The following is a 16350-nucleotide window of genomic DNA, read 5'->3' as shown; positions in this document are numbered from 1 at the left end:
AGAACAAAACCACACTACAAAATCGCGAGCGGGTTTCGTTTGGCTTCGAGTGTGCCGCGGGTAACGCCGATGCGATTTTCCGCCGACAATCGACGCCACACTTCGCCGCCGGTTATCTGACCGCATAACAGTTGACGATACAAACTCAAAACTTCCGTGGTTTTAACGGCGTTCTCTTCCAACAGCTCGACCCGAAACCATGCCACGCCCCGACCGATCAGCGATCCGACCAGGTCGGCGGCCGATTGTGGCGTCTCGTTGAATAGCGTATTGCGGCAGGCGATGTCGGCTTGCAACGTGTGCAACTTGCCCACCCGGTCGCGAAGCTGAACGACATGCCGGTCGCACGGACGGCCGCAATTGGTCTTGTTCGTGCCCGGCGACAAAACGCTGCAGAACACGCAGTGCTCCATATGAAACATCGGCATGTGTTGGTGCATGACCAACTCCAACCAATGCGGCGGGGTGGCGGCGATCAAGCCGTCGAGTTGATCGGCGTTCAGGTCGTAAGAAGTCGTCACGCGAGCCACGCCTCGATCGATCAGCCACTGGGCCGAACGATGGTTGGCGACGTTAAGCGAAAAGTCGGCAACAACTTCGAGATTCGATTTCAACCCCGCGTCGATGGCGGCTAGGTTGCGAGCCAAGATGCCGTCAGGCCCGTACTTGATGATCTGTTTGATCAATCCCATCTCGCCCGGTTTTTGCATCCGGATCGACGCCAGCAGAATCCGCACGCCCACCGACCGGGCGAGCGTGACGGCCTCACGATGCTCACGCACGTCGTGAAAATCGGCAATCACAACTTCCGCTTCCGCATCGATCGCCGCTCGCAACTGCTCCATCGTGCGGCACAGCACTGTCATTCTGGGCGCAGCGGCTGGCATTCTCGGCGCAGCGGCTGGTGAATCTTCGGCCGAGGTTGACGCAATGGCTTCGATCAGTCGAAACCCCGCCGATGCGTCGATGGTTCGTCGTGGTGGTTGCTTGAATTGTTCGGTCAACGAGTCGACGATTTCACGACGGGCGGTGTTGAGCATTCCCAAAGGCACGATCGGGTCGCCTTGGATCGTCGCCCGCAACCGGCCGAAATGAAAGACCGAACCGCCCAACCGTCCGAGCTTGTCGGCGAGGACTTCCTCGGTGACGGCGTGGCGACGAGCGACATCGAGCGTCTCGGTCGTGCAAGCGGATGCTTCGGTTCCGTCGTCCAAACGGCCCGTCACCCGCAACGGTTCGCCGACGATGGCGGTGACTTCAAAATCGATCGGTCGGGTTCGACGTGGTTTGCCGCCGTAGGATTGGGCCAGCTTTTTGTTTAGTTTCGGATCGTCGTTCTTGAAAACCGTGGCGTCGATTTCCAACCGGGTGTGATCCAATTCACCGCGACCAAAGCCGATCCAAACGTCCGTTCCGGCGGACGCGGTTTTCCATTTCTCGGCCGCTTTCTGCCGGCCTCCGCCCGCCGGACGCAGCGAATAGATCCGCCCGCCCTGATGGTTGTCGGCGAACCCGCTGCCCGCGTAGGCATCATGTTCGGACCGCGACGCGGCGGGTTTGGACGCGATCGCGAGGCCATCGCCGAGAGCCACGTCGGCGCGGATTCGAACGCGAATCTCATCCTCCCGCCAATCATCGATCTCGCCCAAAACGATGCCTTGTTTCGCCGCGCGAATGCCGGGGACGAGTCGTTTGTGGTCGTTGCCTTCGAGCCAACCAGGCGTGAATCCGCGTGAGAACGACAGTTCCATCTCATCGCGTTCTTCTCGCGTCTTGGTGACCACGCCTTCGCGGACCGCTTGATCGATCGCCCGCCGGTAATGACCGGTGATGTTGGCGACGTATTCGGGCGTCTTGAGCCGGCCTTCGATTTTCAGCGAGTCGATCCCGGCGGCGATCATATCCGGAATCGCCGCATATCCGGCCAAGTCTTGAGGCGACAGAAGATAACGCACGTCACCCAAATCGCGGTCTTCGCCGTCGCAAACGAGTTCGTACGGCAGTCGGCACGCTTGGGCACATTGGCCTCGGTTAGCACTTCGCCCGCCTAACGATTCGCTCGTCAAGCATTGCCCTGAATAGGCCACACACAACGCCCCGTGAATGAAGGCCTCGAGCGGCATCGTTGTGGCTGCTCGAATTTTGGTGATCTCGGCGATCGACAATTCCCGAGCGACGACGACCCGTGACAGCCCCAATTCGGCCGCGACGGCGATCGTTTCGGCACTGGTCAAGCTCATCTGAGTGGATGCGTGAATTTCCAATTCGGGACAGATCGCTCGGACGATTCGGGCGACGCCAAAGTCTTGGACCAAGACCGCATCGACCCCCGTGTCGGCGATCTTTTCAACGAGCGGCACGAGCGTGGCGAGCTCGTCGGGGAACACGAGCGTGTTGAGCGTCACGTAACCGCGAACACCCCGGCTGCGGAGCATCGCGGTCAGCTCGGGCAGATCCCCGGTGCCAAAATTGGCCGCCCGATGCCGTGCATTGAATCCCCGATCGATCCCGAAATAGATCGCATCGGCTCCATTTTCCACCGCAGCAAGCGCACAATCCCAATTCCCGGCGGGGGAGAGAAGTTCGGGTTCGGTCGAGCGGGCAAAATGGTTCATCGCAGAAAGATACCAGCATTCGGCAACGAGTCCAGCGACTACCTCCCTAAAGACTCATTGTGACTGATCGCCCGCCAACACGGCTTTCCAACGATCCGGGAAACCGTCCCACGCTTTTCGATACGTAGGTTCCAACGGCACGTTCACGTACGCTTGAGCGGTCAAAAACGCTGGCATATCAATCAACGTCTTGCCAACCGCCGTGGGCTCGAAATAAGCAATCGGTGGGTCGCAAGCGCAGTAAGTGGCAAGGCCAAGCGGACATTCCTTTGTGACACCAGGTGCCGTGGGATCGGCATACCAATCCATCCAATACTGAGCGTGCAGTCCGCGTTGGTCACGCGGAGTCGGACCGTGCAAATCCACCACCAAGACGTGACAACCTCGGGCGACCGCGTCTCCGATTTTATCAATAAGCTGGCGTATCGAACTTTGGCTGTGTTTATTCCCCGGCGAAACGATCTCGATGAAACCGACCACATCATCACCGCTAACATGTCGCAGCACCAAAGTACTCGACTTGCGGACGTACAACAGATTCTCGTCAATCGAGTGCGTGTGCGCGACCGTAGGCGGGACTTCCGCTGTGGTGAGCGGACTTGCCCCAGTTTGATAATCCGGAACACTCGACCGAATTCGGTTCGCTGGGCCGTCGTCATTCGGACTGGCTCGACGCTCCAACGTCAGTACATCCGGTACCGGTCCTCCGGCGTGTTGCTCGATCAAGGCGTAGTAATCTTTCGGCAGCAAACCGCCGTTGAGTGCTCGGCCGATTTCGACGATCCATGACTGATGGAAGTCATGAAAAATGCCCGAGTCCACCAAGCTCCAGTCGTGAATCGGCATGATTTGGTTCCTCAGCGCAGTTGCAGTTCCAGCCAAACCATCCGATGGTCGCTCGCACCGATCGCTTTGGCGAGCGGTTCGCCTTCATCCGGCCAAACGACACCTTGGTCGATCACCGTCAAATCGCGAGATGGCAAAACGTAGTCGACTCGAACTTCGCGGCGGCCGAACAATGCCGTTGAAATGCCGTGACCGGCACTCGTCGGACGGGCATCGCGTATGCGGGGGTGTTCGATCAAGCCGACGATTGCCGATTGCAAACTGTCTCCACGTTCTGGATCGGAATTCAGATCACCGGCAATCACAAAGGACGCATCGTCGGATAAACCACCATGTGCACCCGAGTCGTCGATCAAGTATTCCGCACTGGGCTTTGATAAATAATCGTGCCAAAATCGAATTTCATCGTGGTTCCGTTTTCCGTTGCGGTCTTCTTTCCCGTCAAACACCGGCGGCGTCGGGTGGCTGGCGAGCAGATGAATTGTTTTGGTCGTTTGGTTGAAGCCTTCGCCGATCGGTATCTTGATCGGAACATCGGCATGATTCTTGCTTGATAATCGTAATTTGTTCCATACGTTCGGCGGATAGAACGGCGCTGCCGTTTCCGGTGCAATCGGTTGTAACGCATCCGGCAAATCCGCCCATCGGAACGTTTGAAAAGTTCGCACGGCGTCGCGGTCGATCGGATAACGAGACAAAACCGCCATCGCGTATTGCCCCGGATAGACGCCAAATCCCCACGCGTCGGTCGGTAACATTTGACGGCCATCGCTGTCGATGTCCACGTCGGCGATCAACCCCGTATTGGTCGGAATCGACCAACGATGCGGATAATCAATCGCCGAGGATTGGTCGCCACCGATTCCCAGCTTGTTTGCATTCAAGTACAGGTCGGCAAAGCAATTCAGCGTCGCCGCGTCGGGTTCATGATCGATCTCGCATAGCAACAAGATCTCCGGTCGGATCGTGCGAATGATTTGTGCCAAACGAATCGCTTGAGCATCCGACCCGCTTGCCAAGCGTGCCTGGACCTGGCCGGCCGACTCTCCGTAGAGCGAAACGTTCATGGATGCGACTCGCACGGCTTCCGCTCGCGAGCTATTTTCGGCACGAAGAGAACCGGTCGATCCCATCAATAACCACAGCGAACACAACAGAGGCACGGTGATGGTTCGCATGGATGTATTTCGTTCTCGAATGACGATTTCACTCGGCGGAAGCTTCACTGCGGCACAGCAAGGATTCGACATCTTCTCGAGCGGGCGCGTCGCACATGCGAAATTTCGTCGTTCGTCCGTCGGCGTCGTCATAAAGGATCATCGTAGCGGGGGATAGTTCGGAGGCGGCCGGGGAATCGATCAACAAGGACGAGTCCGACGCGTTGATCGGACCGATCAATCGCAACTCCAGATCGTGTTGGCTTTGTCGAGGTAACCATCGCGAGAGGACCTCGGCTGATGGCAGCGTGATCATAACAAAAACACCGACCGTCGGACCATCTCGCAGCACGGCCTGCAACGCTTTACTGCCGCTGAGTTTGGATGCCGCTTCGAGGGAAAAATCCATCGCATCGCTTTGACGTAAATCACGCAAGCGGTCCAACGCATCGATAACAACCAAGATCGGTTTTCCATCATCATCGATCGGTTCGGTCGTCGGTTCACGGTCAACGGACGCATCGTTGCTGCTCGGTAAACCACGATCGCTGGTATCGTCGAGTGAAAACGTGCCAGCGAACGGAGCGGCAGTTTTGGGAGGTGGCGGGACGATGGTGGTTCCCGATTCAGCTGCGACGCGGGCGGCAACCAAAGCGGCCATCCCCACGATGGCGGCTTCGCAGTCGCGAGCCCGCACGATCTCGGCGGGTAACGAACAAGCCCGCAGCCAATCGGCGATCGACTCCCCGTCGTCGGCACGCGATCCGTCGCACAACGTGATTCGCAAATCCGGCGTGTGCGCGATCGCGGAAGCGACAAACGTCCCGACGATCCCGACACGCATCTTGGGTGGCGCGACCAAGAGAGCGTTCCGGCCGGTATCGGATTGAAAACGAAGTGCCGTCGGCGGGCCCAGTTCGACCGACTCGCCAAGCAATCCGGCTACCTTGTCGGCAGTGCCCGCCGACGCGAGAGCCGCTCTCGCAAGCGTCGGCGTGAACCGGCTCGGACGATTGCCTTCGAAAACGATCGCCGGGTCGAGCGAATCGACGAACGTTTGATCACGCTCGACGATCGTGCGTAGGATGGTTTCGTGTTCGTTCGGCCCCAACCAGGCGACCTGAAATGGATGATTGCCTTCGAGCAATCCGCTCGCGTCGTTGTAGATCGCTTCGCCGGGACGCGATAACAAACGCGCAGCCGTGTTGTCATCGGCAAGAATCAAGGCCGCGTCCGATTCGCTACATTGCATCGCGATCCGAACCGCCATTTGTCCGAGCGTCGCCCGGGGAAGGCTGTTCGTGCCCGCCAAGGATTGGCTGCTTAGGATAACATGAATCCCGAACGAACGACCTTGACGCACCAGACGATCGAGCAGCCCCGTGCAATCGGCCGCCAAGGTATCGTCCCGCGTGAACAACTCTTGGAATTCGTCGACGACCAACACGATTCGTGGCATCACGGTGTCCGGTCGACGCGATCGAAACTCGCCGAGCTCTTGGACGCTCGCATCACGAAACGCTTCACCTCGTGTCGTCAGTTCCTGATCGAGACGCTGCAAGACGCTGCGTCCGAACTCACGCTCGCTCTCGATCCCGATCACGCGAGCATGTGGCAATCCGGTGTCCGCGTAAACTTTGAACTCAACGCCCTTCTTGAAGTCCAACAAATAGAACTGCAGTTGATCGGGAGTGTACTGGGCTGCGCCGGCGGTGATGATACTGTGCAAGAGCGTTGACTTTCCCGAGCCGGTCTTGCCCGCGATCAGCACGTGTTGCCGGACGCCTTCGCCGAGCAACAACGATCGGGTTCGCCCGGCTCCTTGGCTGCCGATGGTGATCGCGATGCCGGTGTCGGTCGAGCCGGTATCTTCGCTCGCGGGAACTCGTTCGCCGGGCAACAGGCTCTCCAATTCCACGACCACTCGGGCCGCTTCGAGCGATGCCTTGCCGATGCGACGGACCAACGGATCTCGGATCGCTTGCGGCGGTGGCGGGGCGGGCCAAAACTCCCAATCCCCCAGTCCACTGGATTGGCAAACCCAATGGGAATTGCCGATCTGTTCGTTTTCACTCTCACCGACCTTCTCGGAACTCGATGACGTCGAGTCGTAGACGATCCGAATCAGTTTTTCCGATTCGATTTTCGGTAGTTCCGGCGGCCAAACGCGTCCTTGTTCGAGTACCAAGATCACGAACACGCCACACCTCAGGCCGCTCTGAATCAACGACTGCAAATGCATGTATGATTCCCGCGACAACCCTTCGGGCAGTCCGACGGCCGCGATGGCGTGGTAGGGTTCGGCCAAGGAACCGGCCACTTCGTTGTAATCTTCGATGCGTTCGAATCGATCACGCAAACTCGCTTGAAGTACGTTCTCGACGTGATGGGTTAGTTCCGAGAGTCGTTGCGAGATCTTATCGCTCGTCGTCCAGACGCGATGATGAATCAGCAGCGGATCATGATCGGCAAGAGCCATGAAGGGTGCGAAGTGTTGCCCCCGACTGTTGGCATCGATCAAGGTCACCTTGGCACGACCGGGCATCGCCGAACTGAGCACTCGCCACAGAATTTGATGAGCGATGTCGACGGCCTCATCGAGTTTTGACGACGGGGCTTCGATCACCACACCGGAATGTCGTCGACGATGGATCGCCAATGGCATGGTGTCGGGCACATCGATCTTCGACAGGATATCGGCTTCCTCCGGTGCATCGTCTTGATGATGATATCCGAGCGCCTCATCGAACTTTTTCTTCAGTCGCATACCCAGACGAATCTGTCCGATCGGCACGAAGTCGATCGACTCATGGGGTGTGGGCGGCGACGACAAAATCTCTTGCCAAGGTGGGAACCGACAGTGAACCAAGTCGTTGGCTGCCGCGATCCGGTTCATGCCGCGTCGCAGACCCACGTTGAGACGACGGGATAAGGACTCGAGTGTGTGTTGGTGTTGTTGCAAGGTTTGTTGCAACGTCCGTCCGGCCTCGCTGTCGGTTTGCGTCAACGTTTGGCTGATGTTGGTTGCGACTTCGTCGGCTCGCTGTCGCATGGTCGATTGCAAGTCCGCGAACCCGACGCGGAATTGCTCGTCGATGCGAGCGAGTTGTTGCTCGAGTTTGGCTTGCTCGGTCGCTTGAGCGGTTTGTAGTTTCCGTTGCAACTCGGTGATCTGTTCGTTCTTCCAACGTTCGGCTTCGGCGAGATGCGTCTTGCGGCGGGTGATCAACTCGTGCTCGCTCTCCTTGCAGATCTTCGCCGACAACTTCTTGCCGATCGCTGCCGAGGTTTCGGCCGCGTGGCGAATCCGCTCGGTCAACGGGTGTAGTTTGCGAGTCATCCGCCGGAGCGGAAACAATAAGATCGCGTAGATACTGAACCCGACGAAACCGGCGGCGGGAACGGAACCAATCAACCACAAGATCATGTTCTCGGGTTTGATCATCAAGACGGTGATCGACCACGTGGCGATGAAGAACGCGACAAAGGCGGGCAGGTAGAATGAGTCGACGACCTTCGACGCAAACCCCGTTTGCATTTCAGCGGTCGCCGCTTTGAGCTTTCGATTCAGACGGGTGATCAGTTCAACGGCGTCGCGGACATCCTTGGGTGATTCCTCTTGGAACTCCGCGAAGACGTCTTTGGGATAGGAAATGTCCAATAGCTGATTGAGGCGTCGCATTGTTAACTGGCGGGCCCAATCCAAGTCCGTGTTGCTGCCCGCGACTGCTTCGTCGAGTTGGGCGTATTCGGCCGTACGCTGTTGCTTGGGTTGATCCTTGCGAGCCTTGTATTGGCTTTCGATCGCGATCTTTCGTTGTTCGACCTTGCCCGTGATGACTTCTTCTTGTTCGACACGCAGTTTGCGATACTTCGCGTTGATCCGTCGCAATCCGTCGCGGGTCTTGATCGTCGCCGATTCGTAAGCCTCGATGGCGTTTTCTTGTGCCAAGTCCCATTGTCGCAGCGTACTTTGGCGGTCTTGTAGGCAGTTTTGTTTGACGGCCGCCAATTGGTCCGCGAGCGTTCGCTGGATGTCCTCGTGCTGAGCGGTTTGTTCGAGCATTAACCGTTCGTGTTCACTACGCGATGCCGCCACACGGCTGATCAAACCATCGATCAGCCGCCTCTGCCGGGCGGGATCGAACAGGAACACGGGAGAAACGGATGAATCTTTCATGAGGCTCAGTTTAACCGAATGCGGCACTCCGGATGGCTTGGCTATCGCCCGGAACGAAATTTTCGCACAATGACCGCACTCCTTGACGCACCTCCGTTAAATTAATCCCTCTCATTCGTCTCGGCATGGTCGTCCGATCCGCTGTAATCGGACCATCAACCTGCTGCCCTCTCCGAATCCAAAACGTATGGCCTCCACCCCGCCCAACTCGAAACAGTCGCCCAAGTCGAAGCCGTCGACGATCGAACTTTCCCCCGAAGTCCTTAATGGGGACACACGGATTGAGGTCGACGGCATCGAGATTAACTTGCGAAACCGGTACCTGGCGGCCTTGTTGGCTTGGCTGATTCCCGGCGCGGGGCATTATTACCAAGGCCGGCGGACGAAAGGAACGTTGTTCGTCATCAGCGTTTTGTCGATCTGGTTGTTGGGTTTTTCCCTCGGTGGTGGACACGTCGTTTACGCGTCTTGGGCTCCCGGTGATCGCCGCTGGCATTACCTGTTGCAAGCCGGAGTCGGAGCCGCCGCGATGCCTGCCTTAATCCAGGGCAATCGGATGCGATTGGCGACGGATCCGAGCGGCCGGACCATCGACGGCTATCAACCGCTGTGGAACGGGTTCATGGCGCCACCGAACCGACCGGTGATCGAAAGCGAAGCGGACGAGGTGGCCGCGTGGTACGCCATCTACGGAAGCGGCTACGAGATGGGCACTTGGTTCACCATGATCGCTGGATTGCTAAATTTCCTCGTGATTTACGATGCCTTCGGCGGTCCATTGGCAGTCCCGATTAGCGGCCGAAAAAAGGACTCATCGCCCGGCTGAACAGAACCACAAACAATTTGTAGTTTACGACCATTTGAACTAGACTGAGTGGTGGATGTCGCCTCTCCCACCCTTTTCTTTGGATCATTGCTGTGAAACGCTCCCACTTCTCGTCTCGAGGTTTCGGCCTGTTCTGCGTTCTCTTTGGCACCACCTGCACGCTGATGGCAGCCACTACAGCGCGAGCCGGAGGTGAAGATGTTGCCATGGCCGGACTGTTCGCGGCCATGGACGGCGGCCAAGTCGAAGCTCAGTTCATTCCACAAAATGCGGCGAAAGCGAACTTGCTCGTCAAGAATTTGACGGACAAACCGATCCAAATCCAATTGCCCGCTGCGTTCGCCGGAGTGCCGATCCTTGCCCAAGGCATGATGGGCGGCATGGGCGGAGGAATGGGCGGAATGGGCGGCGGTGGCATGGGTGGTGGTGGCGGTGGCCAAGCCATGGGCGGCGGCGGCGGTGGTATGGGTGGCGGCATGGGCGGCGGCGGCATGGGTGGTGGCATGGGCGGCATGGGTGGCGGCGGCGGCATGTTCACCGTTCGACCCGGAAAAGTTCAAAAGGTTGCCCTGAATACCGTTTGCCTCGAACACGGCAAACCCGATCCAAACCCGCGGATGAAGTATGCGATCGTGCCATTGGAAAAAGTCACCACGGATCCCAAGGTGGCGATTTTGTGCGAAGCCCTCGGCAACGGCCAAGTCGCCCAAAACACCGCCCAAGCGGTCGCCTGGAACTTAATGGACGGATTGTCCTGGGACGAACTAGCCAAGAAAAACCGGGTTGAATCGAAGTACACCGGAAACATCAAGTTCTTCTCGGGCGTCGAGTTGCAAGCCGCACGTGCGATTGTCAGTGAAGTCACGCGTTTGGCCGATACGGCACCTGAATCTCCCGGATACGATGCCTCGTTGAACTGAGTCGTCGGAGTCATTGGGCGGCAATGGTCACTTGGCAGCCGGCTAAGCATCGCGTGAACATTAACTGCCGTATTATAGAAGTGGCATAGGTTTCCAGCCTTTCTATACCCCACATCTTTTTTGACCCCCACGAGCTCGTCTCGTGGGTGAATAAGGTTCGCAAGCTAGACAACGACGCCCTCCCAACCTTCCGATTTTCACTCGTGCTCGCCGCTTCAAGCGGCGAGCACGAGTGAAAATCGGAAGGTTGGGAAAATTGCGGCTCGTGTCTAGCTTGCCAACCTCGGCTTCCTGCCAGACGAGCTGACAGGGGAGCAAACCATGAGGACTTGTGGGGTATAAAAAGGCTCTAAGCCTATGACACTTATTGTTCACGCGATGCTAAGTGGTAGGACCGTATCCGCCGGCAGCCCTATTGAGGCCGGCGACATCGACTTTGGCATTTCGTCGAGAACGTGGTACTCTGTCTCAAACCAAATTCCATCCGCACTGGCATCGAATCTCTATGAATCGTCCGCAAGCGGCGTCGGTCCAGACGCGACCTTCGAATATGAATTCCGAACCCTCAACGCCAGTCAATTGGAAGGAGTCCGTTTGGACTTGGTTTTGGGGCGGGTTGCTGCTGGCATGTCTACCCATGTTGGTGATCTATTTCTCGCGAATGTGGCGACTGCCGCATTACCAATACTTTCCGTTCGCGATCACGGCGGTGGTTTGGCTCGCTTGGACGCGTAGCGATCGAACGTTTCGCCCGCCGACGACGTTCGTCAGCATCGCCGCTTTGGCGTTGGGCGGCGTGACGATGGCCGGTGGTTTGTTTTTGCGTTCGCCCTGGATGGTCGCGATCGCGTTCTTTTTCTTTTCAACGGGATGTCTCAGCGTGATGCAGGGGCGGCGGTATGAATCGCTCATCGCCCTGGCACTTCCGCTGGCATTACTGGTGCGTTTGCCGCTCGGATACGACCAGTTGCTCGTCATCGAACTTCAGCGGATGACGACGGTGCTGTCGAGTCTCATGCTCGACGTGCTTCGCGTTCCCCACTCGGTAGCGCGGAACGTAATCGAAATGCCCGCCCGTGAACTGTTTGTCGCCGAAGCTTGCAGCGGAATTCAATCCGTTTTCACTCTTGCTTTCTTGAGCACGTTGCTGATTGCAATCTTTGGTCGGCGGTTGTGGTTGACTCCATTCTATCTCGTCATTGCATTGATTTTGGCGATCGCCGGGAACGTAGTGCGTGTTACGACGGTGGCTTGCGTTGAAACATGGTTCGGCTGGGATTGGGCCGAAGGCTGGGCTCATGATCTGCTCGGCTACGCGACGCTTGGTTTATCGTCGCTGCTCTTGGTTTCATTTGATCAATTGATTGTTGCCGTCCTGCATCCGACCAACCAAGCGGCCACGGCAGCCAAACACAATCCCGTGATTCGGCTCTGGAACTGGAGCGTCGACGATGGGTCGATGGTCGACCCTGCGGAGCAATACTTCCTCAATGTCGAAACGCCAGTCGCCGTCAAGAACTCGCGATTTTCCCGATGGACGCAATCGATGAATGCCCGCCAACGCCGGAGCGTTCGCATTGCAGTGGTCCTGGCCAGTATTTCGCTAGTTGGCGTTACGACAGTGCGTGCGGTTTCGGTCGACCCGATGGGTGCGGCTGAAGGTGGTGCCGGGATGTTTGTTGATGGCATTCTGTTCGATCCACCGCAGGGATTGGTGGAATCGTTCGCCGATAAGTTTCGACTCTCGAATCGTTCAACTTCACGTGACAACGAGAATCCGATCCTAGGCCAAAACTCGGATGCTTGGGCCTACACCGGGCCCGAGGGAATCATGGGCCAGTTTGTAATCAGTCAAACCTACGCCGGATTTCATGAGCTGTGCTTTTGCTACGAAAATCAAGATTGGTTGCTCTTGAATCGCCATCTGAAATCTTCGGCATCATCCGATGAAGATGGGAATGATGTTCCGATTGCTTACGCTTTGTTCCGAACCTCGAAAGATGCCCATGGCCATTTGTGGTATGCATCGGTAACGGCCAGTGGAAAGGTTGTCCGGCCACCTGAACGACCGGGACGCATCGGATCTCGGTTCGCCGACACGATGCGATCCGATCTAGAAAATAATGAACCGATCATGATGGTCCAATTATGGTTAACGACGACCGAGCCACTCGACACTTCGGTAAATAATCGAATCACCGACGACTTCGTTTTGCTACGACGGAAGCTTGCCGAAGAGGTGCCGAAGTGATTCATTATTTGAATCCCATTAAATGGTTCAAGTGGTCCGGCGAGTTCGTCTACTTCTGGGGCGTTTCGATCCCATGGCGATGTGTTTCAGCGGGGCTACCTGCGATCATCTTAACTAGCGGTCTTCTGGTATTGACGTTCTTGGCTTACAGCGACGGGGGATCATGGCGCCGAAACTTGTTGACGGAACAACTCAATGATGCGTTTGAGACCGAAGATTTTGAAACCGCCGAACTGCTAATCCGACGACGAATCGCGGAAGGAGACGATTCGGGCGAAATGGTCTACAAGCTTGCCGTCGCGCGGTATCAACAGGACCAGAAAGACGAGGCCATCGGTTTGATGCGACAACTCGCGGAGCTGAGGCAGAGCGACGAGGCGGCGATGTGGTTGGTCAAGGAGCTGTACCTAGGAAGAAAATGGACCGACTTGGATCCCACCGGGCAAACCGAGTTCGGACGATTACTGAAATTGCTGTCGGAGGAGCGTCCGAGCGATTTGGCGATCAAGCAACTTTATGTGGACTACTTGATCGCGAGTGATCGGTTCGACGCGGCCATTCCCTATCTGCGCGAATTGTCGGCTAGCCAACCGATGCGAGGTTTACAAGCGGCAGCTTTGGCACGCCGGATCGGTAATGAGGAACTTGCCGTTCGCTTGGCGAATCAAACCCTCGAACGGGTCGATGAAATGTTCCGCGAAGAGCCCGCCAACCCCGCGTTGGCATTGGCCGTTGTCCAAAACCAGATCTTCTTGGAACGGCACGCTGACGCGATTCGGAATCTGAACCAAGCGATCCCACGAATGAAGACCGACGAACATCGTCGAGTGCTTCAACAAGCGATGGGCGACACGATCGCGGCCTGGGTGACGCTGATCGAACAACAAAAAAACGAAACACCGATGGAGCGTCTGAAAGTCCTAAAAATGTTGCAGGTCGCGTTGGAATACGCACCGAACAACCCGAGGGTGTTGACGCTCGTCGCCGATCAAGTGCTCAAGACGATCAACCATGACGATGACAAGATCCAAGCACTTCGCGACGCATTGGTGGCAGGAACCTCGCCAGGCATCTCGCACTTCGTCCGGGGAACGGCAGCTCTGCTCGACAATGATCCGGATAAGGCGACCCGCCATCTGACATTGGCGGCGGAGCATCTGCCCAACAGCGCTGCGATCATGAACAACCTCGCCGTATCGATTGCCCAGCGTGAGGGCGGCGACTTGGAGCACGCGCTGAGCTTGAGTGAGCAAGCGATCGCGGCGGTGTCTCAACCGAGTCCCTATTTCTATGAAACCCGCGGCCAGATTCTGTTTCAGATGGAACGTTACCTTGACGCGATTCCCGATTTAGAACGGGCGTTGCCGGTCGACGAGTTAGCCGGCAAGGCGCACGAAACGTTGGCGGTGTGTTATGAAAAGCTGGATGAACCCGAGCTTGCGTCCGATCACAAGGCGGCCGCCGCGAAACGTCGATTGGTTGACGCCGCTCAGTAGTGAAACATCGCGTTGGGTCACTCGCTCGCTCGTCGGGTTTTCAACTCAACGGACTCGATCCATTCGTCGTCGCTTAGCAATCGTCGGCGCGTCGATGCCGGTTCGGTTAAGACGGCAGCGGCAGTACCGCACCTCGTCCGCCACTCGGGCTCGTTCTCTTGCACCGGCGATTGATTGCCGGCCGAACGAAGGATGGCGAGGTGTTGATTGCGGAAGGATTCATCGCTTAAGAAACGATCGAGCAAGGACCGGTGTTCATAGGCTTCGTCACGTTGCCACGCCTCGATCTCGGCGATCCAATGTTGGTGCCTCGCTAGGATCGATAAGGGTTGGCGTTCGGACGCGATTTGCAGCAACCCGGCGTGCAACATGCCGACGCCGAGGCGACGACTTCCCATCGCGACCGCGATCGGGATCGACAACGCCCAACCCAGGACAAACGGTGAGAACCAACCGAGCCATTCCGGTCGCGCGATTCCGAGCGAGAGGCCCAAGGCGATTCCGGCCACGCTAAGCGGCCACATCTGCGCAGTCGCTTCGCCCCACGAGACGCCCGATTCATCTCGTTGTTGCGCGTTCCACTGGACGTTGTGACCGGTTAACACCGAAATGACAAATCGGGTGTGATAGACCGCGATGATCGGCGCAAACAGCACCGATGCGAAGGTCTCAACCAGAACACTCATCAGCAATCGCATCGCCCCCCCGAGACTGCGACGTCGGTCCGATTCATAGATCGCTACAACTAAGGCAAGGAACTTGGGCACGACCAGTAGACCCATCGAACCAATGAAAAGCCCCAACATGATGGTGGTGCCATCACCGGCGATCGGCCATTGGCCGAAATGTTCATTCACAACCGCTGCGACGACCGACGTGGCAAGAAAGATCATCCAAATCGGCGCCGCCAAGTACGACAACATACCGCTGAGGAAATGTATTCTCGATATCGGATGAATGCCCGCGGCCGTCATCACTTGCCAGTGTTGAAGGTTACCCTGACACCAACGTTGGTCTCGCTTGACGAAATCCAAGATCGTCGTCGGGCATTCTTCATAGCTCCCCCCAAGATCGTTTGCGATTTTGACTTTCCAGCCCGCTCGAACCAGCAACGATGCTTCGACGAAGTCATGACTGAGGATCTCGCCACCAAGCGGTGCGGGGCCCGGCAACACCGGCAATTGGCAGTGACGCATGAATGCCGAGACGCGAATGATCGCGTTATGCCCCCAATAGTTTCCTTGGTCGCCCGCGAATCGGTCGAAGCCCTCGGCGAACATCGGACCATAAACGGCGGCGGAAAATTGTTGCCAACGTGCGAACAGCGAGGCCCGTCCGACCGGAACGGGCGGAACCTGAAGGATGCCCAAACGGTCATCGCCTTTCATGCGGCGGACCATTTCGATCATGGTCCCACCGGTCATCAGACTGTCGGCATCCAAAACAATCATGTGGTCATAATGACCGCCCCAGTTCTCACAAAAATCCGCGATATTGCCCGCCTTGCGAGCAGTGTTGTGGGTTCGATGGCGGTAATAGACGTGGATCGCCGCTGAGTCCGCATCATCTTGCTCCGATTCTCTTGGAAATTGTCGGACTAGTTCCGACCAACACCATTCTTCCTGCAACCAAACATCAGGATCAGTCGTGTCGCTCAAGATATAAAAGTCGAATCGATCCACACCATTGCGTTTGGCAACGAGCTGTTCCCGCATCGCCGCGACGGCCGCGAAAACACGCTTGGGCGATTCGTTGTATACCGGAACCAAGACAGCATTGCTTGAACCGATTTGGTCCCAATGACGCACCGAGTCATCCTCGGCTTGGCGACGAGTTCGTGTGATCCGCCCGATGAACCCTTCGAGGGCCATCGAAAAGGAAAACGCAATCCAGCCGAACAAGACGACAAAAAGCATCAGGCTGAGCGATTCAAAGAATCGCAACGTTTCGTCCGCTAAAACGACTCGATAGAACCCGACGCATCCGGCGATCCAGATCAAACTGGTGATCGCCAAAACGCGAACACGAATCGTGTTCGCCGACGTGGAATGTGACATGA

At 57.1% G+C, this 16350-nt stretch carries 9 protein-coding genes; 4 read left to right on the top strand and 5 right to left on the bottom strand.

From position 1 onward, the window contains the following. Positions 1–14: 14 nt before the first annotated feature. From Pla100_RS18790 to Pla100_RS18775, 4 genes are read right to left on the bottom strand one after another with little or no spacing between them, the layout of a single operon-like run. Positions 15–2615, bottom strand: a complete 2601-nt coding sequence (locus tag Pla100_RS18790) for a U32 family peptidase (RefSeq protein ID WP_146579218.1) — start codon at positions 2613–2615, stop codon at positions 15–17. A gap of 54 nt (positions 2616–2669) precedes the next feature. Next, a complete protein-coding gene (locus tag Pla100_RS18785) occupies positions 2670–3461 on the bottom strand; it encodes a DUF4058 family protein (protein ID WP_146579217.1) in 792 nt (263 codons plus the stop codon). Between the two features lie 11 nt (positions 3462–3472). Continuing rightward, on the bottom strand, positions 3473–4639 hold the full coding sequence (locus Pla100_RS18780) for an endonuclease/exonuclease/phosphatase family protein (RefSeq protein ID WP_146579216.1): 1167 nt from the start codon (positions 4637–4639) through the stop codon (positions 3473–3475). Between the two features lie 28 nt (positions 4640–4667). Beyond that, positions 4668–8798, bottom strand: a complete 4131-nt coding sequence (locus tag Pla100_RS18775) for an FtsK/SpoIIIE domain-containing protein (protein ID WP_146579215.1) — start codon at positions 8796–8798, stop codon at positions 4668–4670. Between the two features lie 187 nt (positions 8799–8985). Here Pla100_RS18775 and Pla100_RS18770 point away from each other — a divergent pair, with 187 nt between their 5' ends. The 4 genes from Pla100_RS18770 (at position 8986) to Pla100_RS18755 (ending at position 14291) form a co-directional block, all read left to right on the top strand. Next, entirely contained in the window at positions 8986–9624 is a 639-nt protein-coding gene (locus Pla100_RS18770; protein ID WP_231603218.1) for a DUF6677 family protein, read from the top strand. Positions 9625–9716: 92 nt separating this feature from the next. Next, positions 9717–10544 carry a hypothetical protein gene (locus tag Pla100_RS31715; RefSeq protein ID WP_231603217.1) on the top strand — a complete coding sequence of 276 codons (828 nt, stop codon included), beginning with the start codon at positions 9717–9719 and terminating at the stop codon, positions 10542–10544. Between the two features lie 505 nt (positions 10545–11049). After that, positions 11050–12795 (top strand): exosortase U, encoded by a 1746-nt coding sequence (gene xrtU / locus Pla100_RS18760; RefSeq protein ID WP_146579214.1) that lies wholly within the window; start codon positions 11050–11052, stop codon positions 12793–12795. An 8-nt stretch (positions 12796–12803) separates the two neighbouring features. Further along, complete coding sequence (locus Pla100_RS18755) at positions 12804–14291, top strand: tetratricopeptide repeat protein (protein WP_231603216.1); 1488 nt, start codon at positions 12804–12806, stop codon at positions 14289–14291. A 17-nt stretch (positions 14292–14308) separates the two neighbouring features. Here Pla100_RS18755 and mdoH read toward each other — a convergent pair whose 3' ends face one another. Continuing rightward, entirely contained in the window at positions 14309–16348 is a 2040-nt protein-coding gene (gene mdoH, locus Pla100_RS18750; RefSeq protein ID WP_146579212.1) for a glucans biosynthesis glucosyltransferase MdoH, read from the bottom strand. Positions 16349–16350: the final 2 nt, after the last annotated feature.

The sequence above is a fragment of the Neorhodopirellula pilleata genome (assembly GCF_007859915.1).
GTDB lineage: Bacteria > Planctomycetota > Planctomycetia > Pirellulales > Pirellulaceae > Rhodopirellula > Rhodopirellula pilleata.
The sequence above is the reverse complement of the archived record's forward strand: the minus strand, read 5'-3'. Positions and strand labels throughout refer to the sequence as shown.

Bases quoted from the DNA above. Each gene is read 5' to 3' on its own strand.
- Pla100_RS18775 (WP_146579215.1), bottom strand. From the start codon at position 8,798: ATGAAAGATTCATCCGTTTCTCCCGTGTTCCTGTTCGATCCCGCCCGG.
- Pla100_RS18770 (WP_231603218.1), top strand. From the start codon at position 8,986: ATGGCCTCCACCCCGCCCAACTCGAAACAGTCGCCCAAGTCGAAGCCG.
- Pla100_RS18785 (WP_146579217.1), bottom strand. From the start codon at position 3,461: ATGCCGATTCACGACTGGAGCTTGGTGGACTCGGGCATTTTTCATGAC.
- mdoH (WP_146579212.1), bottom strand. From the start codon at position 16,348: ATGTCACATTCCACGTCGGCGAACACGATTCGTGTTCGCGTTTTGGCG.
- Pla100_RS18780 (WP_146579216.1), bottom strand. From the start codon at position 4,639: ATGCGAACCATCACCGTGCCTCTGTTGTGTTCGCTGTGGTTATTGATG.
- xrtU (WP_146579214.1), top strand. From the start codon at position 11,050: ATGAATCGTCCGCAAGCGGCGTCGGTCCAGACGCGACCTTCGAATATG.
- Pla100_RS18790 (WP_146579218.1), bottom strand. From the start codon at position 2,615: ATGAACCATTTTGCCCGCTCGACCGAACCCGAACTTCTCTCCCCCGCC.